This is a genomic window from Exiguobacterium alkaliphilum 12/1 (assembly GCF_000714435.1).
GTDB lineage: Bacteria > Bacillota > Bacilli > Exiguobacteriales > Exiguobacteriaceae > Exiguobacterium > Exiguobacterium alkaliphilum.
Genome location: NZ_JJMW01000048.1, coordinates 13086 through 39760, shown reverse-complemented (window position 1 = coordinate 39760; position 26675 = coordinate 13086). Strand labels below are relative to the sequence as shown.

Here is a 26675-nt window from a genome sequence, read left to right as displayed (position 1 = left end):
TCGGCCGAATTTCGGCCGAAGCTGCTTTTCTTTGTTTCCTCACTCTGCCTTCACAAGTTCGACCGGACCCTGGTCGTCGCAATGCCCGTTATGGACGTGGTGCAGGCGACCGTTGACGAGGTAATCCATGTGATCACCGTGCGGCACGAGCTCGTGGCCACAGTCCTCATCGTGGTTGCATCCACATTCCATCGGGGCACAGACGTCCGGGTTCGTCTCCGACACCGGGATGACGCATTCATCCCAATGGCCGTCATGCTCATGATGGACAGTTGAAAGAAAAATCAACGTTGCGGCAGATCAAATTGACGACCAAACCGTGTACGTTTACGACAACCGTCAAAACAAATTATGCGAAACCCACGTCAATTTTGACCGCACGTTCAGTTGCCAACTGAAAGAATTGCTCCTGGCAGGTACTACCGTCTACATCATACAGTCGGCAGACGGTTATTATCCAAGCGACCCGACTGTCGCGACGGTCTCTCAAACGTTTAACGAACCAACCCCGCCCATCGTGATCGTGCCTCCTTCTGAAGTGAAACCAGGCGCCCCGATCCTTCAGCCGGTGACGAGTGACGCGCTCGGTCTCACCGGTTCTGGGACACCCGGGCTCGTCGTGAAGGCGTGGAACGAGTTCGGGTTCCGTCTCGGCGAGGCGACGGTCAATACAGATGGTTCGTTCCGCATCCCGCTTGAACGGAAGCTGCCTCAAGGGATTGGCGTCCGTGTCGTCCAACTACAAGGCGGGACGATGAGCGACGGGGCACAGACGTATGTGCAGGAAGGCGAGAGCGTCTCATTGAGGCTGATGGACACGTTGACCGATGCATCGACCCGTCTGACCGGACACCTCGAACGGATGGCGTTCACACCGGTGCGGGTAGAACTTCGTCAAGGAAAGACCGTGCTTGCGAAAGACGAGACGACGTTCTTCTTCCGGCTCGATTTTAAGCCGCAAACTAAACCGCTCACGATTGTTTTGATCCACGCGGACGGAAGTGAGACGACGCAAACGATTCAACCGCTCGATACGACACCACCGACACTCGCGACGATGTCAACGCTCACCGACCGATTGACCCGTGTGTTCGGACGTGCGGAAGCCGGTTCGACCATCGTCGTTCGCCACGACAAGAAGCGATTGACGACGAAGACCACGACAGCCGGCGTCTATTCGCTCAATCTGCCAAAGTTACGAATTGGTGAGGTCGTCACGGTGCAGGCGATGGATGAGGCAGGGAATACGTCACCCATCCTACAGCGCACCGTCCTCGGGGTGCAGGCGCCACTCACCGCTACGGCATCTTCACGCGTCGTCACAGGAAAAGGTGAACCGGGATCGCTCGTCCGTGTGTTCTCCAATAACAAGATGATTGGGAAGACCGTCAAAGTGGACGCCAAAGGGACGTACCGGGTGAGCATCCCGACGCAACCAAAAGGGAAGAGATTGCTCGTGACGCAACAAAAGACAGGGTATGTGAAACAGACGCAGACCGTCTTTATACAATAGTCAGTTGCCTCATGAGAATGGATTCATCGGAACGAATACATTTGAATGAATTAAGATTTGAAATTTTAAATTCTAGCAAAACCAGAAACTTATTTGTAACAAACTTGTAATATTTTTCACGCTCCACTATTTCATTTCACCATGTGGTGATTTAATATACTCTTCTTCCAAACCAAAAATGCATTATCGACCTACACTAACTTACACTCCATCAAAGGAGCCGAATCGAAGCAATTTTTTTCTATGATAGACTAAAAATGTCTCACCGAAGCTTGCATTAAACAACACAATTTTAAAGCTTAGAATAGAGGTGAATGAGCTCATGCTTTCTTTTTCAGTGAATGCAGAACAGACGTCAGTAGTTAAGTTTCAGCTTAACTCTGAAGTGAAGAATGCGTCTTACGCGGATGGGGTATTAGTCATCGAAACGGAGGATGGCAAACAAATTAAACTCAATGTAAATCAAGACGCATTGATTTTAAAATCTTCCCATCAATTCTCGGTTCAAAAACCTTATTTGTTTGAACTGGAAGATTTTTAAGAAAAGCTGGGGCGAGTTTCTTATTTCGAAACTTGTGCCGAGCTTTTTACGTACATGAACATGTAATCCAAAGGAGGGACTCTCATGAGACGCGAACAACACATCCGCCAACTCGTCGAGTACGCGCGAAAAGGCAAGGCGAAGACGTTCATCCTCGGGATGGCCTCGCTCATCATCACCGGAACGTTGATTCGAACGGTCGAGCTGTCGCAGCCTCTCCTCGCCTCGATTGGCTTTCTAGGCGTCGTACCGCTGCTCGTCCGTGAGTGGAAGCTCGGCACAATCCGCCGTTCGTTTAACGACGACAAAACGTATCGACGGCTCGTCCGTCTCCCGTTTTGGCTTACGACCGTCGGGTTCATCGGATTTCTCGGCTTGCTCTGGTGGTTTGATACGGCCACACCGGGCATCACGTTCCTCATCCCAATCGCCGTTCTCGTCCTCACCGTGCTCGGTCTTCAATACGCGTTCGACCGGGTCATCTTGAAACTCGAACCCGACTACATCACCGACCGCGAATTGCATCGCGAACTGAAGTGAACGACCGTCTCCTCATGAGGCGGTCTTTTTTTAGGTCCAACTTCCTAAAAAGACGAAGAACGAAACGGAACGGCAACATGACATGATGTTGCGAAAAAATGATAAATCTATCTCTCGGATTGTCAAGATGAACGGGGTAAGAACGTACTACGGTAGACTTGTGCCTTATTTCTGTCGTCCATTCTGTCTGTAGGGAGGAAAAATCCATGAACGATCAAACGACGATCGTCGGCGATCTCGTCGAGGTGCTGAAGAAAAGCAAGTGGCTGCTCGTGCCCTTCATGCTCATCGGCGGATTCGCCGCCTATTACTTGAGCGCGAACTTCATCGAGCCGACGTACGAGGCGTCGACCCAAGTGCTCCTCGTCACGAAACAAGAAGACGACCGTGTCGACAGCTCGGAAGTGTTGTCGTCGCTCTCGCTCGTCAACACGTACCGGGTCATCATGAAGAGCCCGGCCATCTTGAGCGAAGTGAGAGAGCGCGTCCCGAACGCGCCGGACCCAATCGCCGACGCCATCACCGTCGAGAGCGAGGAGGACTCGCAAGTCATCAACGTCGTCGTGACCCATACGGACGCAGCGGGCGCAGCGGAGACGGCGAACGTCATCAGCGAAGTGTTCGCCGCCGAGATTCCGGACCTCATGAACATCGATAACGTCCGCATCTTGTCGCCGGCCGAAGTGCCGACGGACCCGGTCTCACCGAACTTGCTCATGAACACGGCAATCGGCATCTTTGTCGGCTTGTTCTTCGGTGCGTTCATCGGTTTAATGCGCTACTTGTTCGACAAACGCATCCAGACCGAGCAAGAAGCCGAACGCCTCCTCGACTTGCCGGTCATCGGCTCGGTGCCGGTCATCGAGCGTCGCGATATGAAAGTGAAGAAGCCGAAACTGCCTAACGTGAAAGGAGACATTCCTCATGTTCCTTCGAAAAAAGAACGCCAATCTTCCTGATTATTCACAGCGTGAGTTGATCACGCTCGTCAATCCGAAGTCGCCGATCTCGGAGCAGTACCGGACCATCCGGACGAACCTCGAGTTCACATCGATCGGTCAGAAGCTGCAGATGATCACCGTCACCTCGGCCTCAAACGGCGAGGGCAAGTCGACGACCGCGGCGAACCTCGCCGTCGTCTACGCCCAGCTCGGCAAGCGCGTGCTGTTGATTGACTGCGACCTCCGCAAACCGACGGCACACTTCACGTTCAAGACGTCGGCACACGCCGGCCTGTCGACGATCCTCGTTGGCCGCATCCCGCTCGACCGGGCCATCCAAAAGACGGACGTCGCGCGGCTGTCGATTCTCGCGGCCGGCCCCGTCCCGCCGAACCCGACCGAGCTCGTCGCCTCCGAACGGATGACGGAGCTACTCGAAGACGTGCGTCGCGACTATGACATCGTCATCTTAGACGCCCCGCCGATGATGCAAGTGGCCGACGCGCGGTTGCTCGCGAACGTGTCGGACGGGACGATCCTCGTCATCGGTTGTGAGAACTCGGACCGTCAGCTCGTGTTGAAGGCGAAAGAACAGCTCGAGCGGACCGGGACGCACATGCTCGGCCTCGTCCTCAACAAGCGGCCATCGAGCGGACGCCGTACGTATTACGCGTACGAGTGAGGTGACGGCGATGAAGATCCTCCACATCAACGCGATCAATGACGTGAAGAGCACCGGACGGATCTGTAAGGAACTCGCGGCCGTCCATCGCGAATACGGGCACGAGACGCGCGTCGCCCATTCGACGGGCCCGGTCACCGAAGGCAGCTACGTCATCGGGGATGCGGTCGATGTGAAACTGCACGCGCTCCACGCCCGTATCACCGGGCGACAAGGGTACGCCTCACGCCTCGCGACCGAGAACTTGGTGCGCGAGATCGAGCGCTACGGCCCGGACGTCGTCCATCTCCATAACTTGCACGCGAACTATCTCCATCTGAAGACGCTATTCGATTTCCTCGCCGTCCGCGACATCCCGACCGTGTTGACGCTCCACGACTGCTGGTTCTTCACCGGGAAGTGCACGCACTACGCGGCCGTCGGATGCGACAAGTGGCAGCACGGCTGCGGCGGCTGTCCGCTGTTAAAGTCCGACATCCCGAGCTGGCTGTTCGACCGGACGAGCGAGATGCTCGCGGACAAACGACGATGGTTGACGGCGATCCCGCGTCTCGGTGTCGTCGGCGTCTCCGATTGGATCACGACCGAGGCGCGCTTCTCGTTTCTCGGACAGGCGAACGTCATCCGGCGCATCCATAACTGGGTCGACCTCGACGTGTTCCGTCCGACCGAGACGGCAACGCTCCGGGAACGTCTCGGACTCACCGACAAGACCGTGCTCCTCGGCGTGGCGAGCACGTGGGGCGAGGCGAAGGGGCTTACGGCCTTCCTCGATTTGGCCAGATCCCGGCCCGATGACACGTTCCTCTTGATCGGCCAGCTTGATGATATGCAACTCCCAGATAACGTCCTCCACATTCCGGAGACGAACGACGCCCGCGAGCTCGCCCGTTACTACGCGCTCGCCGATGTGTTCCTCAACTTATCGGAAGAAGAGTCGTTCGGCAACGTCACCGTCGAGGCGATGGCGTGCGGTACCCCGGTTCTCGTCATCGACGCGACGGCTAGCCCGGAACTCGTCACCGACGATACCGGCGTCATCGTCTCGACGCGACGCCTCGAGGACCTCGCCTACGGGATTGACCGCCTCCTCACCCGTGGCAAGGCGGCCTACCGTGACGCATGCGTCACCCACGCCCGGACGAACTTCGCCCTGCACGAGCGGGCGCGCGACTACTTGGACGTCTATGAGACGCTCCGTTACGAGAAAGTGAGGAATGCGCTATGAGACCACTCGTCTCCATCATCATCCCGGTGTATAACGGGAGCAACTATTTGGCGGCGTGCATCGACAGCGCGCTCGCCCAGACGTATGAACACGTCGAGGTCATCGTCGTCAACGACGGGTCGACCGACGGCGGCAAGACGGCCGACGTCGCGCGGCGCTACGGCGACAAGATCCGCTATATCGAGAAAGAGAACGGCGGCGTCTCGAGCGCGCTCAACCGCGGCATCGATGAGATGGAAGGCGACTTCTTCTCTTGGCTCAGCCACGACGACTTGTACGCCCCGCGTAAAATCGAGTCCCAAATCGAGACGCTCGAACGGGAACGGCTCGACGCGAGACGGACGATCCTCGTCACGGGGACGGCGTTCATCGACGAACAAGGGGCCCCGATTCATCGCTACCGACGCAAGTTCAACGGGTTTTACGCCTCGAACGACATGTTCCGGCACTTGATGCTGACGGCGTCGCTGAACGGTTGTGCGCTCCTCATCCCGCGTGATGCGTTCCGCGCGCACCGCTTCTCGCTCGAGGACAAGTTCATCCAAGACTGGATGTGCTGGGTCGAGTTCGCGCTCGACGGCTTCGACTACTACTTGACGGACGAGCCGCTCGTCTACTCGCGCCTCCACGGGGCGCAACAGACGAAAAAGATCGCGCATCGCGCCGAGCTCGAGTCGAACCGCTACTTGCGGACGCTCCTCTTGCGCGTCGAACGAAGAGGGGATTCGAGAGAGCTCGTCCCGATTATTTTGCGCCACACGTTCAAAGAAGACGCGACCGACGTGCGCGATGAATATTTAGCGACTCGGAATGTGCGCGACTACTTCAGCCCGCTCGAGTATGGCACGCACCGGATGAAAGGCTGGGCCGTGTCGAACCTGTTGACGCTGTACCGGGGCGTCACGAACCTCATCTATCGGTAGAAAAGGGGAGAACCCATGACCATCTATCTCGTCAATCTCGCGCTCCTCGTCATGTGGGCGATGCTCCTCATGCGAAGCGACGCCTCCTACAAACGCGGCTGGTTCGTCACGTTCGCGACGATTCAATGGATCGTGCTGTCCGGCTTCCGACATATCACGGTCGGGGACGACACGGCGCAGTACAAGGCGCTCTTCCTCGGGACGGAAGGGTTGCCGGTGTCGGCGCTCACGAACGACTTCTTCAAGATCGTCTTCACCGAGAGCGAGGACCCGGGCTATTACTTGTTCCAACGGCTCGTCCAGTTCGTCATCACCGACTATCAAGTGTACTTGGTCTTAATCGCGCTCATCTTCATGATCCCGCTCGGCTACTTCATCTACAAGTACTCGACCGAGCCGCTCATCAGCTTCCTGTTGTTCTCGGTGCTGTTCTACGAGTTCTTCGCCGTCACGGGGCTAAGGCAGACGGTGGCGACGGCGCTCGTCGTCTTGATTGGCTATCACTTCATCCGGGCGAAGCGGATCGTCGCCTTCCTCGCCATCTTGTTCGTCGCCTTGACGATCCATAAGTCGGCGCTCATCTTCTTGCCGTTTTATTTCCTCGCCGACAAGCGGCTGACGAAGCCCTACATCCTCGGGATGCTCGGCGTCATCGCTGCCTTGTTCGCCTTCCGTGGTCCGTTCTTCAATTTGCTCGTCTCGCTGTCGGGTTACGACACGTACTCGGCGCTCGACGGGGCGGGGGCGATCAACTTTAGCGTCATGCTCATGACGGTGCTGCTCGTCGCGCTTTGGCGCCGGGATGAGATTTTACAGAACAACCCGCAGGCGATCCATTACTTCAACGCCTTGTTCCTCGCCGCGTGCTTCTTGCCCCTCACGTTCATCAACCCGTCGATGATGCGACTCGTCCAATACTTCACACTGTTCTTGCTCCTCATGATCCCGGAGATTATCAAGACGTTCGAACGACGCGAACGTGTCGTCGTCTATTACGCGGCCGTGACGCTCCTGTTGCTCCTGTTCCTACAGGACGCGCCGGTGTACACGTTCTTCTGGCAATAGAAAGAGAGGTGAACCTACATGTCGACACGCGTCGAGCCCGATGAGGCCGCAAGCACGCGAAAAATCAAATACGGGGCCGCCATGTCGTACACACAAATCTTCTTCGGTATCCTGTCCGGGCTCATCTACACCCCGTGGATGATTCAAGAAATCGGTCAGGCGAGCTATGGACTGTACATGCTCACCATCTCGCTCATCAGCATGTTCGCGATGGACTTCGGGCTCGACGCCGCCGTGTCACGCTTTATGAGCAAGTATCTCGCCGAAGGGGCGCAGGACAAGGCGGCCCGGTTCCTCGGCGTCGCCTACAAGCTGTTCATCGGGCTCGCCGCCCTCTTGTTCGTCATCTTGGCGATCGTCTACTTCTTCCTCGACTCGATTTATGCCGGCCTGACGCCGGGCGAGCTCGAGTCGCTCAAAGTACTCTATCTCGTCGCTGGCCTGTTCATCGTCATCTCGTTCCCGACGAAGCCGTTCTCGGGCATCCTCGTCTCGCATGAGCAATTTCTGTTTGCGAGCGCGCTCCACCTCGGCGAAAAGGTCGCGACCGTCGCCCTCATGGTCACGGCGCTCCTCCTCGGCTACGGGCTGTACGCCCTCGTCCTCGTCAACGCGCTCGTCGGGACGCTCGTCCTCGTGATCGAGTACGTCTTCATCCGCCGGAAGACGAGCGTCCGGGCCAACTTCACCGAACGGGATTCAGGCATCTACAAAGACATCTTCAGCTTCACGTCGTGGAGCACGGTGACGCTCGTCGCCCAACGCTTCGTCCTGAACATCACCCCGAGCCTGCTCGGGATGCTCGCCGGCAGCGCCTCAATCGCCTTGTTCTCGGTCGGGATGGTCATCGAAGGGTACGTCTGGACGATTGCCTCGGCGCTCGGCTTCTTGTTCCTCCCGAAAGTGAGCCGGATGATCTCGCGCGACGACCGCGGCGCCATCGCCGATTTGTTCGTCCGGATCGGCCGCATCCAGCTCTATATCGTCGGTCTCATCGTCACGTCGTTCTTCATCCTCGGCCGTGAGTTCATGCACCTGTGGGTCGGGGAGGCGTTCAACGACTCCTACTATATCGCGCTCCTCCTCGTCGTCCCGAGTCTCGTGACGCTGACGCAAGACATCGGCAACACGACGCTCATCGCCGAGAACAAAGTGAAGTATCGGGCGTACGCCTCGATGATCGTCGCGACGATTAGCATGACGCTGTCGCCGCTCCTCATCCCGATGTATGGACCGATCGGGGCGGCCGTCGCCATCTGTATCGGCAACACCGTCGGACTCGTCCTCTATATGAACGTCATCTACCATCGTGTGCTCCGGCTCGACGTCTTCGGTTTCTTCCGGGCGTGCCACTTGAAGCTACTGCCTGGGCTCGTCCTCTACACCGCGCTCGGCTGGGGCATCCAACAGCTGTTCCCGGCGACGAACTTGTTCGGGCTCGCCGTCAAAGGGATTGGCTTCGTTCTCCTTTATACCGCCATCATGTGGCTGCTCGCGTTCGACGACAGTGAGAAAGGGCTCATCCGGCAAGTGTTCGCCCAAGTGAAGATTCGCATCCTGTCCACCCATCACACATCTTAGGAGGGAATACCATGAAGCGACTGAAAGTGATGACCATCGTCGGGACACGGCCCGAGATTATCCGTTTGTCCGCCGTGATGGATAAGCTCGAGACGTCCGAGGCGATTGAGCACGTCCTCGTCCACACGGGGCAAAATTACGACTATGAGCTGAACGAGATTTTCTTCGAGGACTTCGGGCTACGGACGCCGGACTATATCCTTGACGCCTCGGCCGACGGTCCGATGGCGACGATTGGCAACATCTTGATCGCCGTCGACCCGGTGCTCGCCACCGAGAAGCCCGACGCCGTCCTCCTCCTCGGGGACACGAACAGCTGTCTCGCCGCCATCGCCGCGAAGCGTCACAAGATTCCAATTTTCCACATGGAGGCGGGCAACCGCTGCTTCGACGAGCGCGTGCCGGAAGAGACGAACCGCCGCATCGTCGACCATATCGCCGACATCAACTTGACGTATAGCGACATCGCCCGCGAGTACTTGTTGAAAGAAGGGCTCCCGGCCGACCGCGTCATCAAGACGGGCAGCCCGATGTACGAGGTGCTGACGCGGCACCGTGACAAGATTGACCGCTCGGACGTGCTCGACCGGCTCGACTTAGATGAAGGCCGCTACTTTGTCGTCTCGGCGCACCGGGACGAGAACATCTCGTCGGACGAAAACTTCTTCGACCTCGTCGAGACGCTGAACGCCGTCGCGACACGCTACGACGTCCCGCTCATCGTCAGCACGCACCCGCGCACGGCAAAACGGTTCAAGGAGACGGGCGTGCCGCTCCATCCGCACATCCGGACGCTCAAACCGCTCGGCTTCAGCGACTACGTCAAACTGCAACTCCATGCGAAGGCGGTGCTGAGCGACAGCGGCACGATCAGCGAAGAGAGTTCAATCCTCGGGCTGAAAGGGCTGAATATCCGTCAAGCGCACGAGCGTCCGGAGGCGATGGAGGAAGGGGCGGCGATGATGGTCGGGTTGAAGCGCGACCGGGTGCTCCAGGCGCTCCGCGTGCTCGAAGAGACGGCGACACCGATGCGCCTCGTCTCCGATTACGCGATGCCGAACGTGTCAGACAAGGTGCTCCGCATCTTGCTGTCATACACCGACTACGTCATGCGCGAAGTGTGGAAGCAAGAGCCGGTCCGTTCGATGACCGAGGAGGTGTGAGCCATGCGCTACTTGAACCAGAAGCGCCGCTTTGACGTACTCGTGAGCGCGACCGCCCTCGTCGTGCTCGCCCCTTTGTTTTTGATGCTCGCCGTCCTCATCAAGCTCGACTCGCGCGGACCGGTTTTCTTCAAACAGCAACGGGTCGGGCGGGACGAGACGCTGTTTTGGATTTACAAGTTCCGGACGATGCGCGACGACACGCCAAACGACGTGCCGACGCACCTGTTCAACGAATCGACAAAACACATCACGCCGATCGGCGGTTTTCTCCGGAAGACGAGCCTTGACGAGTTGCCGCAGTTGATTAACATCCTGCAAGGCGACATGTCGCTCGTCGGGCCGCGCCCGGCGCTTTGGAATCAGGACGACTTGATCGAGGCGAGACGGCACGCGGGCGCTGCGCACGTGTTGCCGGGTTTGACCGGCTGGGCGCAAGTGAAAGGGCGCGACGAACTACCGATTGACGTGAAGGCGAAGCTCGACGGGGATTACGTCCGGCACATGAGTCACCGAATGGACCTTCTCTGCCTCGTCCTCACCGTCCGCAACGTCTTGTTGCGGGAAGGGATTATCGAAGGACGCGTCGAACCGCCGGTCGTCCCGTTGAAAGAAAAAGAGATGACACATGTTGCGAAAAAATGATAACGGCTTCCCTCCTATTACCAATTCATTTCAAATTTGACGGGTAAAAGACTCCATACACCAACTCCTGACATCCTTGATCACACACCTAGAAAGGAGACTCCTCATGTTCTCGAACAAAACACTCCTCATCACGGGCGGGACCGGCTCTTTCGGCAACGCCGTCATGGAGCGTTTCCTCCATACCGACATCAAAGAAATCCGCATCTTCTCGCGTGACGAGAAAAAACAAGAAGACATCCGCAAGCGCTACAACGACGACAAGCTCAAGTTTTATATCGGTGACGTCCGCGACCCGAACAGCGTGAAGAACGCCATGTACGGCGTCGACTACGTGTTCCACGCCGCGGCGCTCAAACAAGTGCCGTCGTGCGAGTTCTTTCCCGTCGAGGCGGTGAAGACGAACATCCTCGGCACCGAGAACGTGTTGAACGCGGCCGTCGAGGCGGGTGTGGCGAAAGTAATCTGCCTGTCGACCGACAAGGCGGCGTACCCGATCAACGCGATGGGCATCTCGAAGGCGATGATGGAGAAAGTGTTCGTCGCCAAGGCCCGAGCCGTCGGTCCCGAGCAGACGCTCATCTGCGGCACGCGCTACGGCAACGTCATGGCGTCGCGCGGTTCGGTCATCCCGCTCTTCGTCGAACAGATCAAGAGCGGAGAGCCGCTCACCGTCACCGACCCGCTCATGACCCGCTTCCTTATGAGTCTCAGTGACGCGGTCGAGCTCGTCGTGTTCGCGTTCAACCACGCCCACGCCGGCGACATCATGGTCCAAAAATCACCGGCCTCGACAATCGGCGTGCTCGCCCAGGCGCTCAAAGAGCTGTTCCACGCGGACAACCCGATCAAAGTCATCGGCACCCGGCACGGGGAGAAGGCGTTCGAGACGCTCATGACCCGCGAAGAGCACGTCGTCGCCGAAGACATGGGTGGCTTCTTCCGCGTCCCGGCCGACAACCGGGACCTGAACTACGACAAGTATTTCAGCGAGGGCAGCAAAGAGCTGACCGTCCAAGGCGAGTACAACTCGAACAATACTGAACAGCTCGACGTCGAGGAAGTGAAACAGCTCTTGTTGACACTCCCTTATATCCAAGCCGAGCTCGCCGCTTGGGAAGTCCCTGCTTCCGTGAAACGGATCGGGTGAACGCCGTGAGACAGCGTCTCGTCTTTCTCTCAAACATCGCCGCCCCGTATCAAGTCAAATTTTGTGACGCGCTTCAGACGCATTTCGAGACGGAGTTTTGGTTTTATGAGCAGCTGACCGACCGGCGGCCCGCCTGGTGGCGCGTCCCGCTCGGCGAACGCTGTAAAGTGCTCGGCGGTTCGGTCTATACGCGCCGGCTTAATTACGTCTCGCTCGACGTGTTCAAGCAAATCCATCGTTTCAAACCGGACGTCTTGCTCCTCGGCGGCTTCACCCCGTTCCATGCGCTCCTGCTCCGTTACGCCCGGTGGCTCGGCATCAAGGTCATCGTCTTGAGCGAACCAATCCGCGACGTCGACGACGAGGACGCGGGATCGGACAAACTGCTCACCCGGGCGAGCGCGCCGAGGAAGACGGAGCTGTTCCACACGTTGTTTCAAGATACCGATTTGTTGTTTGCGATGGGGCAGGTCGCCCGCGACCAGTTCGTCGACGAGTTCGGCTTCCGGGCCGACCAAGTCGTGAACGCCCCGTACCCAATCGACATTGACGCGCACTTCGACCATCCACTCCGTTTGAAACGACCGTGCGACCCAATCCGCATCTTGTTCGCGAACCGGTTGGTCGACCGCTATCAGCCGCTCGTCGCCCTCGAGGCGTATCGACAGTTGAAAGTGGATTACCCGCACGTGTCGCTCGCCCTGAACCGGGACGGTCATTTGTACGAGGCGTGTCGCACGTTCATCGCGACGCACGGACTCGAGGACGTGACGTTCCTCGACCAAATCGAGTCTTGGGACGCGTTGCATCTCGTCTATCAATCGTCCGACATCCTCGTCTTGCCGGCGACGTATTCAAACGGAAACTTGACGATCGTCGAGGCGTGCGCCTCCGGCATGGGCGTCATCGTCAGCCATCACGTCGACAACGTGACGAGACATCTGCACGAAGGCGAGAACTGCTTTAAGTGCGAACCGACCGCCGCGTCGCTCGCATCGGCTCTGAAACGATACTTAGACGACCCGCAACTCCTCTGGATTCACGGGGCTATGTCCAAGCAACACGTCGCCCACCGCCAAAACCGCGTGACGGCGACGACGTACCGTGCTTTGATTCAAACGATTCTACCATCTGACACAAAAGGAGAACACGATCATGGTCAAGCTCATGCTGCTCGGAGGAGCGATGCATCAAGTACCCGTCATCTTGAAGGCGAAGGAGAAAGGGATTTTCACGATTCTTTGCGACTACCTACCCGACAATCCGGGTCGTCACGTCGCCGATCGGTACTACTGTGTGAGCTCGCTCGACCGTGACGCCGTCCTTGAGGTGGCGCGCGAGGAAAAAATTGACGGCATCCTCGCCTACGCGTCGGACCCCGCGGCCCGAACAGCCGCCTACGTCGGTGAGGCGCTCGGCCTCATCACGAATCCGTTCCAGACGGTCGAGACGTTGACGAACAAAGCGAAGTTCCGGGCCTTTTTGAAGGCGAACGGTTTCCCGACGCCCGAGGCGTACGCGTTCACGGAGCTCGAGACGGCCGTCTCGGCGCTGGCGACGATGCGGGGCAATCACGTCGTCAAACCAGCGGACTCGTCCGGGAGCAAGGGCATCAGCAAGTTGCTCGCGAGCGATCCGCCCAGGAAAATCCGTGAGAAACTCGCGGCCGCCTTCGCCGTCTCCCCGGGCGGTGAAATCGTCGTCGAGCAGTTCGTCAAACGGGACGGCTATCAAGTCGCCGGGGACGGGTTCGTCCTCGACGGGGAGCTCGTCTTCCGCTGCTTCGGCAACAGCCACTTCAATACGCGCGGCGTCAACCCGTTTGCGCCCGTCGCCGCCAGCTTCCCGAGCGTCCAGCCGCCGGACGTCTTGACGGACGTCCATGCGACGCTCCAGCGTATGATTACGCTCGTCGGGCTGAAGAACGGACCGCTCAATTTCGATATTTTCGTCAGTGGGGACGACATCTACTTGATGGACATCGGGCCGCGCAACGGCGGCAACTACATCCCGCAAGTGATTGAACAGGCGACAGGCGTCGACATGGTCAGCGCGACGATCGACCTCGCGCTCGGCCGTCCGGTCACGCTCGAGATGAAGCCGGTGACAGTGCCGTCGTCGTACTTCATCCTCGGCAGCCAAATCGCCGGACGTTTCGTCGGGCTCAGTTTCACACCGGACGACTATGAAATCATCAAGTCGAACTTATGTTACGTGGTCGGGACGCACGTGCCGCGGTTCGAAGGGGCGAACAAGTCGCTCGGCAGTCTCGTCCTCCGCTTCACGGACACGGAGACGATGCTGCGCCTGCTCGACGCGCCGGACAGTTGGGTGAACGTGCACGTCCAGCCGATCCGAAAAAAGGAGGAGAAACTATGGATATCGTCGTCACCGGCGCCACAGGCTTTCTAGGGAGACATGTGACGCACGCGCTCGAGACGGCAGGGCATGCCGTTTTATCCGTCACGAGAGAGACGAGCCCTGCCGAACGGAGTGTTCGGCTTCGCCGGGCCGATTTCGTCTTCCATCTCGCCGGTGTGAACCGGCCCGACGACCCGGCCGAGTTCACGGTAGGAAACGTCGACTTAACGGAGCTGATCGCGACCGAGCTGTTGTCATACAACCCGGTGCCGGTCGTCTTCGCCTCCTCAACTCAGGCCGTCGAGGCGAATCCGTACGGTATGAGCAAACGGGCCGCTGAAGACGTGCTCGCCGTCTACGGGGAGCGGGCCGAGTCCCGCGTCCACTTGTACCGGTTGCCGAACCTGTTCGGGAAGTGGGGTCGTCCATTTTATAACAGCGCCGTCGCCACGTTCTGTCATCAAATCGCACGGGGCGAGACGGTCACCGTCCACGACCCGGAGCGCGTCCTCACGCTCGCCCACGTCGATGACGTCGTCGCGTCGTTCCTCGACGCGCTCTCGACCGACGTCGGGCTCTATCCAAGCGTCCCGACCCACACGATCGGGCTATTGGACGTCGTCCGGACGCTCGAGGCGTTCGAGGCGATGCGCACGTCGCGCGGGGTGCCGGACTTATCGGACCCGTTCACGAAACAGCTGTATAGCACGTACACGAGCTACTTGCCGCGTGAACGCATCTTGACACCGCTCGTCATGCACCGCGACGCCCGCGGCTCGTTCACCGAGTTCTTGAAGACGCCGGACCGGGGCCAAGTATCAATCAACGTCGCCCGTCCCGGCATCACGAAAGGCGAGCATTGGCACGACACGAAACATGAACAGTTCCTCGTCGTCAGCGGCGAGGGTGTCATCCGGCTCCGCCCGGTCGGCGGGGGCGAGGTCATGACGTTTCATGTGAGCGGGGAGACGCTCGAGGTCGTCGCCATCCCGGCCGGTTACGTCCACAACATCGAGAACGTCGGGACGACCGACCTCGTCACGGTCATGTGGGTGAACGAACCGTTCGACCCGGTTCATCCCGACACGTACGCAGAGACGGTAGACATGCGAGAGGTAATGGAAGGAGGGGAAACACGATGATGATGGTGAGCATCAACTGCATCACGTACAACCACGAGGCGTATATCGGTAAGACGATCGAGAGCTTCCTCGCGCAACGGACGAACTTCGACTTCGAGATTCTCATCCACGAGGACGCGTCGACGGACCGGACGGCCGACATCGTCCGGTCGTACGAGGCGAAGCATCCGGACAAAATCCGCGTCATCTATCAGACGGAGAACCAATATTCGAAAGGCGTGTTCATCAACCGGTTGAACGAGGAGCGTGCCCGCGGCAAATACGTCGCCCTCTGTGACGGGGACGACTATTGGACCGACCCGCACAAGCTGCAAAAACAAGTCGACTACATGGAGGCGCACCCGGACTGCACGCTCTGCTTCCACGACGCGTACGTCGAGATGGACGGCCACGTGCACGCCGACTGGCGCGTCATCCCGTGGCTCCCTGAGAATAAGTTGCTCGCCTCGACAAAGGCGCGGACTTATACGGCCGGCGAGTTGCAGCTGCTCGGCTTCATCCCGACGATGTCGATGCTGTATCCGAACGGCTTAATCGCGAACGCACCGGACTGGTTGAAAGACACGCCGGCGAGTGACGGCTCGATGAAGCTGTACGTGGCGAGCAAAGGATACGCCTACTATATGCCGGAAGCGATGAGCGTCTATCGCTACGGGGTCGCCGGATCGGCGACGACGATTTGGAACGAAGGGAACCGCGAGCGTGACATCAAGCGCCACGAGGCGTTCATCCGTTTCCTCGACACGTTCGACACCTATACGGAAGGGAAATTCCACGAGGAGCTCGAGCTGTCGCGCATCTCGTTCGAGGTCGGGCTGCACCGCCTGAGACGCGACCATGCCGCGTTGAAGTCGCCACGCTATGACCGCTACCTCGACCGCTTCGTCGGGAAGGACCGCATCCGTCCCTATCTCATGGTCAAGCAACCGCTCGTGACCGAATGGCTCATCCGCCTCCGGGAACGTCAATTCGCGTAAGGGGTGAGACGGATGAGATTGGCCATCATGCAACCGTACTACTTTCCATACCTCGGCTACTTTCAGCTCATGGCGGCCGTCGACGCGTTCGTCATCCTCGACGACGTCCAGTTCATCAAGCACGGCTGGATTCACAAGAATCAGATTCTCCTCGACGGGAAGGCGAAGCCGATTCATATGACGATTGATCACATGTCGCAACACCGCACGATTCGGGCGCACGAGCGACGGATCGACGTGCAAAATGAGCGTTATCAGCTCCGGCTGCTCGAACATGCGTACAAGAAAGCCCCGTCGTACGCCGACGTCATGCCGCTCGTGAGCCGCCTCATCCGCGACGACGAACGAAACGTCGCCGTCTACCTCGGCAAACAGCTGACCGAGATGCGCAACTTCCTCGGGCTCGACACGCCACTCCTTTACGCCTCGTCGCTCGAAAACGACAAGTCGAAACGATGCGGCGACCTCGTCCTCGACCTGTGCCATCACCTCGGAGCCAACCATTACATCAACGCGATTGGTGGGCGTGGCCTCTACAACAAGGAACGCTTCGCTTCGGAAGGTGTCCAGTTCGACTTTATCGAGATGCAGCCCGTGACGTACCGACAAGCAGGCCATCCGTTCGTCCCGAACTTATCAATCATCGACGTTCTCATGTACAACGCGAAACAGGACGTCCGTCAGTTGCTCGACGCTTATACGCTCGTCTGACAAAGGAGGGAAATGAGATGAATCTACCTAAACATGACCTGGCCCCACCGATTCAAGTGACGCGGCCGTCGATGCCCGAGTTCGAGGCGTACGTCGACATGATTCGGCCGCTCTGGGAGTCGCGCTGGCTCAGCAACAACGGCGAGCACGTGCGAGCGCTTGAGTCGGAGCTGACGGACGTCCTCGACGTCCCGCACGTCTCGTTGCTCACGAACGGGCACTTGGCGCTCGAGACGGCGATTGACGTGCTCGGCCTCTCAGGCGAGGTCATCACGACCCCGTTCACGTTCGCCTCGACGACGCACGCGCTCGTCCGAAAAGGCATCACGCCGGTGTTCTGTGACATCAACCCGATTGACTATACGATTGACGTCACGAAGCTCGAGGCGCTCATCACCGACAAGACGACCGCGATTCTCCCGGTCCATGTGTACGGCAACGTCTGCCACGTCGAGGCGATTGACCGCATCGCCAAGCGACACGGGCTGAAAGTGCTCTATGACGCGGCCCATGCGTTCGGCGTCGTCCATGAGGGCCGCGGCATCGCCACATATGGGGACATGAACATGTTCAGTTTCCACGCCACGAAAGTGTTCCATACGATTGAAGGCGGCGCGCTCGCCTATCGCGACGATTCGCTCAAGGCGGACATCGACCTCGCCGTCAACTTCGGCATCACCGGTCCCGAGTCGGTCGAGGCGGTCGGCGGGAACGCCAAGATGAACGAGTTTCAGGCGGCGATGGGCCGCTGCAATCTTCCCCGTCTCGAGGACGACATCGCCAAGCGCCGCGCCATCGTCGAACGTTATGACGAGCGGCTCAAGGACGTCCCGACGCTCCGGTTGAACCGGCGTGTTGACGAGACGGAATCGAACTACGCGTATTACCCGGTGCTGTTCAAAGGCGACCGGCGCCGCCGGGACGAGATGATGGCTTGGCTCGCCGACAACGGCATCTTCGCCCGGAAATACTTCTATCCGCTCGTCACCGACTTTGCCTGTTACGCGTTCACGGCGCACGTCCCGAACGCGAAGTACGTGTCGGACCGCGTCTTGACGCTGCCGCTCTATCCGGACTTGACGCTCGAGATGGTCGACCGGATTTGTGACGTGATCATCGAAGGAGGGAATCGATTATGAAAGGCATCATTTTGGCCGGCGGCAACGGCACCCGGCTCTACCCGATGACGAAAGCCGTATCGAAACAGCTGCTCCCGATTTACGACAAGCCGCTCATCTACTACCCGATGTCGGTGTTGATGCTCGCCGGCATCCAAGACATCCTGCTCATCTCGACCCCGAAAGACATCGCCGGCTATGAGCGTTTGTTCGGCGACGGCCACCAGCTCGGCGTGTCGATCACGTACAAGGTACAAGAGAAGCCGGTCGGGCTCGCCGACGCCTTCCTGCTCGGGGAGGACTTCATCGGCGACGACTCGGTCTGTCTCATCCTCGGCGATAACGTCTTTTACGGGCCCGACTTGACGAGCTTCCTCAGGGACGCGAAAGGGCGCACGCAAGGGGCGACCGTGTTCGGCTACCCGGTGAAAGACCCCCGCGCGTTCGGTGTCGTCGAGTTCGACGCGAACCGCCGCGTCTTGTCAATCGAGGAGAAGCCGGCCCAGCCGAAGTCGAACTACGCCGTCCCGGGCCTCTACTTCTACGACAACCGCGTCGTCGAATATGCGAAACGGGTCGAGCCGTCGCCGCGCGGCGAGCTCGAAATCACATCGATCAATCAGATGTATCTCGAGGCGGGCGACTTGAACGTCGTCTTGTTCGGACGCGGCATGGCGTGGCTCGATACGGGGACGCCGGAAGGGATGATCAAGGCGTCCGTGTTCGTCCAGACGGTACAGGAGCGGCAAGGCTACTACATCGCCTGCCTCGAGGAGATCGCCTGGCGCCGCGGCTTCATCACATCGGGCCAGTTGCGCGATATCGGACAGACGTTGAAGATGACCGACTATGGACAGTACATCCTATCCCTTTTAGAAGAGGAGCGTGAAGAACATGAAGACTTTACTCGTAACTGGCGGAGCCGGGTTCATCGGATCAAACTTCATAAAGATGCTTCTGGCCGACGCGTCGTGGCGCATCATCAACCTTGACGCCCTCACGTACGCCGGGAACCTCGAGACGCTCCACGGGATTGACGACCCCCGCTACGTCTTCGTCAAAGGTGACATTCGGGACAAGGCGACGGTCGAGGCGGTGTTCCGCGACTATGACGTCACCCGGGTCGTCCACTTCGCGGCCGAGTCGCACGTCGACCGGAGCATCCTCGAGCCGGACGTGTTCTTGACGACGAACGTGCTCGGGACGCAAGTGTTGCTCGAGGCGGCGAAACGGTACTGGAACCTCGCCCCGGACGACAAGCATTCCCGCGACTATTCGGAAGGGGTGAAGTTCATCCACGTCTCGACGGATGAGGTGTACGGCACGCTCGGGGCGGAAGGCTATTTCACCGAGGCGACGCCGCTCGCCCCGAACAGCCCATACTCGGCGTCGAAGGCGAGCTCGGACTTGATCGTGCGCGCCTATCACGAGACGTACGGCCTGCCGGTCAACATCACGCGCTGTAGCAACAACTACGGCCCGTATCAGTTCCCGGAGAAGCTCATCCCGCTCATGATTCATCGCGCCGAGCGCGGCGAGTCGCTCCCGGTATACGGGGACGGGCAACAGATTCGCGACTGGCTCCACGTGCGCGACCATTGCCACGCCATCTGGACGGTCGCCGAGAAGGGGCGGGACGGCGAGGTGTATAACATCGGCGGCAACAACGAGATGACGAATTTGACGATCGTCCGGCTCATCTTGGCACAGCTCGGGCGTGACGATTCGCAAATCACGTTCGTCGCTGACCGGCCGGGGCACGACCGCCGCTACGCGATCGACAACACGAAAATCACGACCGAGCTCGGCTGGCGTCCGCGTTACACGTTCGAGCAAGGCTTGCATGAGACGATCGACTGGTACGTCACCCATCCCGACTGGGTCGACCGGATCGTCTCGGGCGAATACGCATCGTACTATGAGACGATGTACGCGAAAGGGTGACCGACATGGAGACGGTGAAGACGTTCGAATGGGAAAAGCGCCGGCTGTTGTTCAGCCCGGCGCGTGACGCCGCCCTCGATTGGATGGATGCGTTCGCACAGGCGCCGTCCGTCCTCGAGCGCGACACGTATGTGCGCATCTATTTCAGCTGTCGGCCGAAGCCGGTTGACGGGCGTTACGTCAGCTATAGCGGGTACGTCGACGTCGACAAGCAGGACTTCCGCATCCTCCGGGTGAGCGAGCGTCCGGTGCTCGAGCTCGGGGCGCGTGGGACGTTCGACGAGTTCGGCGTCTATCCGTTCTCGGCGATTGACGTCGGGGACGAGGTGCACGCCTATTACGGGGGTTGGACGCGTACCGTGTCCGTGCCGTTCAACGTCAATATCGGCAAAGCCGTCAGCCGGGACGGCGGTCAGACGTTCGAACGCGTCGGGCCGGGCCCGATCCTCTCCTATACGCTCGACGAGCCGTTCATCTTGAGCGGGCCGAAGATTCGGCGCTTCGGTGACGTTTGGTATTTGTTCTATATCGCCGGGCGCGAATGGATTCTCGATGGAGCCCGCCCGGAGCCGGTGTATAAGATTCGGCTCGCCACGTCGACCGACGGCGTGACGTGGGAGAAGCAGCACCGCGACTTGATCGACAGCGTGCTCCCGGACGAGGCACAGGCGAGCCCGGACGTGTTTTTTGAGGACGGGCGCTATCACATGTTCTTCTGTTACCGGGACGCGACCGACTATCGGAAGAACCCGGAGCGGACGTATCGGCTCGGGTATGCCTCGTCGCCGGACCTCCTCCACTGGACGCGGGATGACGCGGTCATGAAGTTCACGCGCGCCGAAGCAGGGTTCGACGACGAGATGGTCGCCTATCCGCATACGTTCACTGTGAATGGGAAACGCTATCTGCTCTACCTCGGCAACGAGGTCGGACGGGCCGGTTTCGGCATCGCCGAACGGAAGGAGGGGACGACATGAGATGGAAGAAGCTCAGACACATCTTCGACCCGGAGCCGTACGGCTTTTTCGGGGACTATTCGGCGTTCGCGCAGTCGCCGCAGGCGCTCGTGTTTGACGACTTCGTCCGCATCTACTTCTCGACCCGCGAGCGAGATGGGAACCTATTCAAGAGCCACGTCCGCTACGTCGACATGACGCCCGACTTCGACGTGATTCACGTCTCGAGGGAGCCGGTCATCCCGCTCGGCAAGCTCGGCACGTTCGACGAGGACGGGATCTTTCCGTTTCACGTCACCCGGACAGAGGACGCCTTGTACGGCTACACGAGCGGCTGGAGCCGGCGTGAGTCGGTGTCGGTCGAGACGGGAATTGGCCTCTCGGTCAGCCATGACGACGGTGTCACGTTCGAGCGGCTCGGAGACGGACCGATCTTGTCGGCGAGCGTGGATGAACCGTTCCTCGTCGGCGACCCGTTCGTCTTCAGCCGGGAACGACACTACATGTATTACATTTACGGGACGACGTGGAAAGAAGGTCCGGACGGGGTGGCAGAGCGGACGTATAAAATCGCCCTCGCCACGTCCACGGACGGCCAGACGTTCACGCGGCACGGGCGGGTCGTGCCGGACGCGATCTCCGACGAGAGCCAGGCGCTCCCGACCGTGTTCGAGGCGGGCGGTCGCTATCATATGGTGTTTTGTTTCCGCGACACGTTCGGTTTCCGGACCGATCCGACGCGCGGCTATCGGCTCGGCTATGCCTACTCCGACGACCTCGTCGACTGGACGCGGGACGATGCGGCGCTCGGCTTCGAGCGGAGCGAAGACGGTTGGGACGCCGACATGGAATGCTATCCGCACGTGTTCACGATGAAGGGGCGCCACTATCTGCTCTATAACGGCAACGCGTTCGGCCGGGACGGGTTCGGTGTCGCCGTATTGGAGGACGTATGATCACGCTCGGTCGCGGGTCGGTCGCCGACTACGTGGCCCATCTCGAGGCTTGTGACGGCTTGTTCCCGACAAAACTGTCCGAGCGGGTCGACTTAAAGGCGTACGCCGCGAAACTGCACGACCGGGCGACGTCGTTCGAGCTATGGGAAGACGGCCGGCTCGTCGGCTTATTGTCGGCGTACATGGACGCGGACGTCGCGTTCATCAGCCATGTTTGCGTGTTGCCGGAGGCTCCGCGAGGGAGCGGGCACACGCTGTTGAACGCCTTGTTTGATGAGATGAGGCGGACCGCGAAACATGTCGTCCGGCTTCACGTCGAGGCCGATAACGCCCGGGCGATTGCATTTTATGAACGGCACGGATTCATCGAGATCGGACGGCTGAATCGAGACGTCATCATGGAGCGGGCCTGACACGCGTCGGGACGCTTCTTTTCGTCTGACCGGACAATTGTCGCAAGAACGTCACTCGAGGTTTGGGCGGGGGCATGGTATAACTACTTATGTGAAATATTGAACAAGAGGAGGTTTTTTATGAAACGGCTAGGATTTCTTATGATTGGACTGATATTTCTACTTTCCGCCTGTACGACGAGCGAGGCGGGTGATGCGACCGAGACGTTCACGTACGTCGAGTACGCGCTCCCTCTCGACGAGAAAGTGAAGCTCGGGGACGGGGCCGACGAGATCGTCTTCGTCTTCGACTACAGTTGCCCGTGGTGCAAGAAGTGGATGGAGAGCGTCTTGCCGGAGATCGAGGCGCGGTGGATTGAGACGGGGAAGGTGTCGTTCAAAGGACAGGCGCTCGCCTTGTTGAACGAACGGTCGCAACGGCTCGCGAGCGTCGACGCGAACGCCGAACGGTTGATGCCGGACCGCTATTACGCGCTTCAGCGCCAAATCGGGATGGACTCGGGAACGGACGACTTCGGGACCGAGGCGTACGTCCATCGGCTCGCTGCCTTGTTCGACGTGGACGCTGAGCTGCTCCTCGCGCCGCAGATTGACGAAAGCATCCAAAACGCGCGGCTCTACACACGTGACCTCGGCGTCGAATATGTCCCGACCGTTTACGTGAACGGCATCAAGTTGCTCGATGCGTTCAGCCTCGATGAGATGGAGCGCGTCTTGAACAAAGACATCCAAGCGGGTGACGTCGTCGACGTGCCGGCTGAGTGAACGACACCCGCTGATTGCTCAGCGGGTGTCGTTTTGTCCACAGGCGATGCCGTCGAGGTCGGTGTCGAACGTGAGGAGATAGGCGTCGTGTTCGAGCGGGACGCCTTCCGGATAAATCGCGTTCAAGTCCTCGCACGAGCCGTACGTCTCAAAAAAGACGATGTCTTCCGTTTCGTCGGGCGTTGTGTCCATCAAGCGCTCGGCGTCCGCGAGGGCGAGCGTGAGCGCCTCGTTCATCGCCTCGGCCTCACGGAGCCGGTCCTCGAGGGCATAAATCTCACCGCGCTGCGCCTTGATGACGTCTTCTAAATCAATCACCTTCAAGAACAGGTTGTCTTTCATCGTGTCCTCGCGGGCGGCGTAGCGGGCCTCGAGCTTCTCGGTCACGTCGCGCTCGATTTGAATCGCTTGCCACGCCAAGTCGTCGGCATGTTCTTCCTCTAAGGCGAGCAGCCGTTCCGCGTAGTCCGTCTCCGTCATCACGCGCGCGTTCGAGGCGTCGCGCGACTCCCGTTCAAGTTCGAACGTATACGTGCTCAAGCCGATGAGGAGGAGACAGAGGACGGTGGCGAACACTTGCAGTTTGATGCGTTCGACGGGCTCTTCGGCGAGCCAAATGAAGATCACGCTCAGCGTGGCCGCGACACAGGCGGCGATGATCCATGTCATGACGGTCATCCGTATCCCTCGCTTCCATAGTCTACTCGTCTTTTCCACGTTCGATTCAAAATGAAAGGGAACGAACGAGCTCATGAAAAAAACACGCCGGCATGGCGTGTTTAGCGTGACAGGTACGGTTTGACGAACTCGTCGAAGACGTGTTTGTCGAGTAAGTAACGGTCGATGAAGTACGGGGCGTTGTCGTTCGTGATCGGGTTCGGGCTCAAGATGAACGCATCGGTGAACCCGGCCGACTCGGCGATGGCGGTGACGGCGTCGTCCGTCTCCCCGAACGGATAGGCGATGGCGGTCGCGTCAATCCCGAGCTGTTCGTTCAAGGCGGCCCGGCTCGCCTCGAGGTCGCGTTTGAACGCGTCGTGGTTCGCCGGGTCGAGGAAGACGGCCATCCCGTCCTCGATGTAATGCATATCGTTCGTGTGCGATCCGAAATCGGCGAGTCCGCTGTCTTTCATCGCTTTTAACTCATGCCACGGAGCGAGGTTCAAGTTTTGGAACGTCTCGCCGACGTGGCCGGTGATGACGAACAACGTGAACGGGACGCCTTCTTCACGGAGGACGGGGAAGGCGTTCTCGTAGACGGTATGGTCGACGTCATCGAACGAGAGCCAGACGCACTTCTCAGGAATCGCTTCGCCGCGCACGTATCCTTCGATTTCACCGAGCGTCGCGAAATGGACGCCGGCTTGCTTCATCCAACGAATCTGGTCTTGGAACTCGTCGGCGTAAACGTTATACCGTTTCAAGTCGTCCGACCCGGTCAACGTCTCGACGGTCTTGTTCCATGCGTGTGGCTTTTTGACACGGTGATAGTTGAGCCCGAGGCAGACGCCGTCTTTCGCGACGAGCATCGGGTCCGGCGTATCCGGCCGCTTCGAGGTGACGTCGTTCACTTTCCACGTCACCCCGGCGATGATGACAAGGGCGAGGAGGAGTTTAAAGACTTTGCTCACTTCGTCAACTCCTTTACCGGGTTATCGGTGAAGACGATGACTTTCTCGGTCTGTAGGCGCACGATTTCCGACTCATCAATCAATCCGAGCGCTACGAATTCTTCCGTCGTCGTCGGGGTCGGGGGCTTACGGCGTCTGAGTGAGCCATAGCGTTTCTTATTGTACGTGCGCCAGACGAACAAGATGAGCGCCGAGGCGAGGAGTGACAGGACACCGAAGGCGAGCAACCCACGGATGTCGGCGTTCGTGACGTTCAACGCGGTCTTGAGCGTGGCGATGTAGCGGTCGTTTTGACCGAGCGCCGCACTGAGGAAGAACCAGCTGACGACGAACGTATACGCCCAAAATACGAGCGTCAAGAAAACTTCGATACTTTTTCGGATGAAGGAGCGCTTCGTCTTGACGAGGACGTCTTGACCTATAAGCTGCTCCGTCTCGTGCCGCGATCTGGAGAGTTCCATGTCGCATAGCCTCCTTTCACTGTCGAGCGGATGGCCCGCGGCGTCGCCGCGATGACGACGAACGTGTTGAGCATCCAATAGATGACCGGGTACCAGGCGGCCCAGACGTAATAGCGGAAGACGTTATCGTACCGCGCGTCGTTCCAAAGCGAGATGAGCAACTGGATGTGGCTAATCAAGACGAGCGCGAACGAGTTGTACGTGAACCAGACGAGCATCTGTTGTACCGTGTCGGCCGTCACGAACAAGTAAATCGTGACGACGAGCCACGCATACGCCCAGAGGACGCTGATGACTTGTTCGATATAGACGGGCCAGATGCGGCGTTGGCGCCAGTCTTTGAAGATGTCGAAGTGACGCAAGACGACTTCTTGCCCGCCTTGCGACCAACGGACCCGCTGCTTCCAAATGCCCGACAGTGATTCCGGGACGAGCATCCAGCAGATGGCGCGCGGCTCGTAGCGGATGTCCCAAAATTTCTTTTGGAGCTTCCACGAGACGGCGATGTCTTCGGTGATCATGTCCCGGTCCCACAGCCCGACCGTGAGGAGCGCTTTTTTGCGGAACATGACGATGACGCCAGAGACGGTCATGATTTTCCCCATGACGCGCTGCGTGCGCTTAATCGATCCGATAATCGAGGCGTACTCGACGATTTGCATTCGGCTGAGAAGCGTGTCGCGGTTACGGATGCGCGGGTTGCCGGTGACGGCACCGACCCGTTCGCCGCCTTCTAGGAAGTGGCGGACGAGCTGGTACGGGGCTTCTTCGTCGAGGAACGCGTCCGAATCGACACAGAGCAAGTATTCGGAGTGGGCGGCATGGGCGGCCATGTGGAGGGCGTTCGCCTTGCCGCGGTTCTCATGGCAGTCGATGACCCGGAGCCGATCGTGCTTGTCGGCGAGCCCGATCAAGAGGTCGCCGGTTCGGTCCGAGCTGCCGTCATTGACGGCGATGATTTCAAGGTTTGGATACGTCAGGCGATCGAGATATGTAATCGTCTCTTCAATCGTCTCTTCCTCGTTGTAACATGGGACGAGGATGCTGATGAGCGGCCATTCGCGCTCGTTCAAATCGAGCGGTTTCTCTTGTTCACGCGTCAAGCTGAACAAGACGGCGCCAGAAATCCAAAACAGCGCCATGAAAAACGGGTACCAGAAGACGAACTGTGCGAGCGGTTCAATCCATGGTGCCAAGTCGAGCAAATAAAATTGCATAAAAAGGTCCCCTTCGTACGGAATAAAAATGAAAGATGCTTGTATGATAGC

The 26675-nt window shown here is 59.0% G+C and carries 29 protein-coding genes; 24 read left to right on the top strand and 5 right to left on the bottom strand.

Going from position 1 to position 26675, the window contains the following annotated elements:
* Positions 1-39: 39 nt before the first annotated feature.
* The gene (locus tag RT52_RS16220) at positions 40-288 is read right to left on the bottom strand and encodes a hypothetical protein (protein WP_245175525.1); all 249 of its coding nucleotides are present in this window, start codon (positions 286-288) and stop codon (positions 40-42) included.
* Between the two features lie 31 nt (positions 289-319).
* On the opposite strand from RT52_RS16220, the gene RT52_RS11125 reads away from it, so the two are divergent.
* From RT52_RS11125 to RT52_RS11010, 24 genes are all read left to right on the top strand, one after another.
* Entirely contained in the window at positions 320-1513 is a 1194-nt protein-coding gene (locus RT52_RS11125) for an Ig-like domain-containing protein (protein WP_034817370.1), read from the top strand.
* Between the two features lie 322 nt (positions 1514-1835).
* Complete coding sequence (locus RT52_RS11120) at positions 1836-2054, top strand: hypothetical protein (RefSeq protein WP_034817367.1); 219 nt, start codon at positions 1836-1838, stop codon at positions 2052-2054.
* 84 nt (positions 2055-2138) lie between these two features.
* Positions 2139-2594 carry a hypothetical protein gene (locus RT52_RS11115; protein WP_034817365.1) on the top strand — a complete coding sequence of 152 codons (456 nt, stop codon included), beginning with the start codon at positions 2139-2141 and terminating at the stop codon, positions 2592-2594.
* Between the two features lie 206 nt (positions 2595-2800).
* The gene (locus RT52_RS11110; RefSeq protein ID WP_051690349.1) at positions 2801-3553 is read left to right on the top strand and encodes a YveK family protein; all 753 of its coding nucleotides are present in this window, start codon (positions 2801-2803) and stop codon (positions 3551-3553) included.
* Positions 3519-4217 carry a CpsD/CapB family tyrosine-protein kinase gene (locus RT52_RS11105; RefSeq protein ID WP_034817361.1) on the top strand — a complete coding sequence of 233 codons (699 nt, stop codon included), beginning with the start codon at positions 3519-3521 and terminating at the stop codon, positions 4215-4217. The genes RT52_RS11110 and RT52_RS11105 overlap by 35 nt, the downstream gene beginning before the upstream one ends.
* A 10-nt stretch (positions 4218-4227) precedes the next feature.
* Positions 4228-5445, top strand: a complete 1218-nt coding sequence (locus RT52_RS11100) for a glycosyltransferase (protein WP_034817358.1) — start codon at positions 4228-4230, stop codon at positions 5443-5445.
* Positions 5442-6368 (top strand): glycosyltransferase family 2 protein, encoded by a 927-nt coding sequence (locus tag RT52_RS11095; protein ID WP_034817355.1) that lies wholly within the window; start codon positions 5442-5444, stop codon positions 6366-6368. Before RT52_RS11100 ends, RT52_RS11095 begins: the two co-directional genes overlap by 4 nt.
* Positions 6369-6383: 15 nt before the next feature.
* Positions 6384-7433: an EpsG family protein gene (locus RT52_RS11090; RefSeq protein WP_034817352.1), complete on the top strand. Its 1050-nt coding sequence runs from the start codon at positions 6384-6386 to the stop codon at positions 7431-7433.
* Positions 7434-7451: 18 nt separating this feature from the next.
* The gene (locus tag RT52_RS11085) at positions 7452-9014 is read left to right on the top strand and encodes an oligosaccharide flippase family protein (RefSeq protein ID WP_034817349.1); all 1563 of its coding nucleotides are present in this window, start codon (positions 7452-7454) and stop codon (positions 9012-9014) included.
* Positions 9015-9025: 11 nt separating this feature from the next.
* Positions 9026-10177, top strand: a complete 1152-nt coding sequence (gene wecB, locus RT52_RS11080) for a non-hydrolyzing UDP-N-acetylglucosamine 2-epimerase (RefSeq protein ID WP_034817347.1) — start codon at positions 9026-9028, stop codon at positions 10175-10177.
* 3 nt (positions 10178-10180) lie between these two features.
* Entirely contained in the window at positions 10181-10822 is a 642-nt protein-coding gene (locus RT52_RS11075) for a sugar transferase (RefSeq protein WP_034817345.1), read from the top strand.
* A gap of 106 nt (positions 10823-10928) precedes the next feature.
* A complete protein-coding gene (locus tag RT52_RS11070; protein ID WP_034817343.1) occupies positions 10929-11972 on the top strand; it encodes a polysaccharide biosynthesis protein in 1044 nt (347 codons plus the stop codon).
* The gene (locus RT52_RS11065) at positions 11969-13288 is read left to right on the top strand and encodes a glycosyltransferase family 4 protein (protein WP_245175523.1); all 1320 of its coding nucleotides are present in this window, start codon (positions 11969-11971) and stop codon (positions 13286-13288) included. Before RT52_RS11070 ends, RT52_RS11065 begins: the two co-directional genes overlap by 4 nt.
* Complete coding sequence (locus tag RT52_RS16820; RefSeq protein ID WP_245175527.1) at positions 13179-14384, top strand: ATP-grasp domain-containing protein; 1206 nt, start codon at positions 13179-13181, stop codon at positions 14382-14384. The genes RT52_RS11065 and RT52_RS16820 overlap by 110 nt, the downstream gene beginning before the upstream one ends.
* Positions 14348-15475, top strand: a complete 1128-nt coding sequence (locus RT52_RS11055) for a polysaccharide biosynthesis C-terminal domain-containing protein (protein WP_051690348.1) — start codon at positions 14348-14350, stop codon at positions 15473-15475. The genes RT52_RS16820 and RT52_RS11055 overlap by 37 nt, the downstream gene beginning before the upstream one ends.
* Complete coding sequence (locus tag RT52_RS11050; RefSeq protein WP_034817339.1) at positions 15472-16452, top strand: glycosyltransferase family 2 protein; 981 nt, start codon at positions 15472-15474, stop codon at positions 16450-16452. The genes RT52_RS11055 and RT52_RS11050 overlap by 4 nt, the downstream gene beginning before the upstream one ends.
* Positions 16453-16464: 12 nt before the next feature.
* Positions 16465-17163, top strand: coding sequence for a WbqC family protein (locus RT52_RS11045; RefSeq protein WP_034817338.1), 699 nt, complete (start codon positions 16465-16467; stop codon positions 17161-17163).
* A gap of 17 nt (positions 17164-17180) precedes the next feature.
* Positions 17181-18302, top strand: coding sequence for a DegT/DnrJ/EryC1/StrS family aminotransferase (locus RT52_RS11040; protein ID WP_034817336.1), 1122 nt, complete (start codon positions 17181-17183; stop codon positions 18300-18302).
* A complete protein-coding gene (rfbA, locus tag RT52_RS11035) occupies positions 18299-19273 on the top strand; it encodes a glucose-1-phosphate thymidylyltransferase RfbA (RefSeq protein WP_034817335.1) in 975 nt (324 codons plus the stop codon). The genes RT52_RS11040 and rfbA overlap by 4 nt, the downstream gene beginning before the upstream one ends.
* Positions 19176-20225 carry a dTDP-glucose 4,6-dehydratase gene (rfbB, locus tag RT52_RS11030; protein ID WP_034817333.1) on the top strand — a complete coding sequence of 350 codons (1050 nt, stop codon included), beginning with the start codon at positions 19176-19178 and terminating at the stop codon, positions 20223-20225. The genes rfbA and rfbB overlap by 98 nt, the downstream gene beginning before the upstream one ends.
* A 5-nt stretch (positions 20226-20230) precedes the next feature.
* Positions 20231-21202, top strand: coding sequence for a glycoside hydrolase family protein (locus tag RT52_RS11025; protein WP_034817332.1), 972 nt, complete (start codon positions 20231-20233; stop codon positions 21200-21202).
* A complete protein-coding gene (locus tag RT52_RS11020) occupies positions 21199-22137 on the top strand; it encodes a glycoside hydrolase family protein (RefSeq protein ID WP_034817330.1) in 939 nt (312 codons plus the stop codon). Before RT52_RS11025 ends, RT52_RS11020 begins: the two co-directional genes overlap by 4 nt.
* Positions 22134-22550, top strand: a complete 417-nt coding sequence (locus tag RT52_RS11015) for a GNAT family N-acetyltransferase (RefSeq protein WP_034817327.1) — start codon at positions 22134-22136, stop codon at positions 22548-22550. Before RT52_RS11020 ends, RT52_RS11015 begins: the two co-directional genes overlap by 4 nt.
* Positions 22551-22670: 120 nt before the next feature.
* The gene (locus tag RT52_RS11010; RefSeq protein ID WP_034817326.1) at positions 22671-23315 is read left to right on the top strand and encodes a DsbA family protein; all 645 of its coding nucleotides are present in this window, start codon (positions 22671-22673) and stop codon (positions 23313-23315) included.
* An 18-nt stretch (positions 23316-23333) separates the two neighbouring features.
* Here RT52_RS11010 and RT52_RS11005 read toward each other — a convergent pair whose 3' ends face one another.
* The 4 genes from RT52_RS11005 to pgaC all read right to left on the bottom strand — a co-directional run bounded on the left by RT52_RS11005 (position 23334) and on the right by pgaC (position 26624).
* Positions 23334-23993 carry a hypothetical protein gene (locus tag RT52_RS11005; protein WP_034817324.1) on the bottom strand — a complete coding sequence of 220 codons (660 nt, stop codon included), beginning with the start codon at positions 23991-23993 and terminating at the stop codon, positions 23334-23336.
* Positions 23994-24094: 101 nt separating this feature from the next.
* Positions 24095-24946, bottom strand: coding sequence for a polysaccharide deacetylase family protein (locus RT52_RS11000; protein ID WP_034817322.1), 852 nt, complete (start codon positions 24944-24946; stop codon positions 24095-24097).
* Positions 24943-25407 (bottom strand): poly-beta-1,6-N-acetyl-D-glucosamine biosynthesis protein PgaD, encoded by a 465-nt coding sequence (pgaD, locus tag RT52_RS10995; RefSeq protein ID WP_034817320.1) that lies wholly within the window; start codon positions 25405-25407, stop codon positions 24943-24945. The genes RT52_RS11000 and pgaD overlap by 4 nt, the downstream gene beginning before the upstream one ends.
* Positions 25365-26624, bottom strand: a complete 1260-nt coding sequence (gene pgaC, locus RT52_RS10990) for a poly-beta-1,6-N-acetyl-D-glucosamine synthase (protein ID WP_034817317.1) — start codon at positions 26622-26624, stop codon at positions 25365-25367. Before pgaC ends, pgaD begins: the two co-directional genes overlap by 43 nt.
* Positions 26625-26675 lie beyond the last annotated feature (51 nt).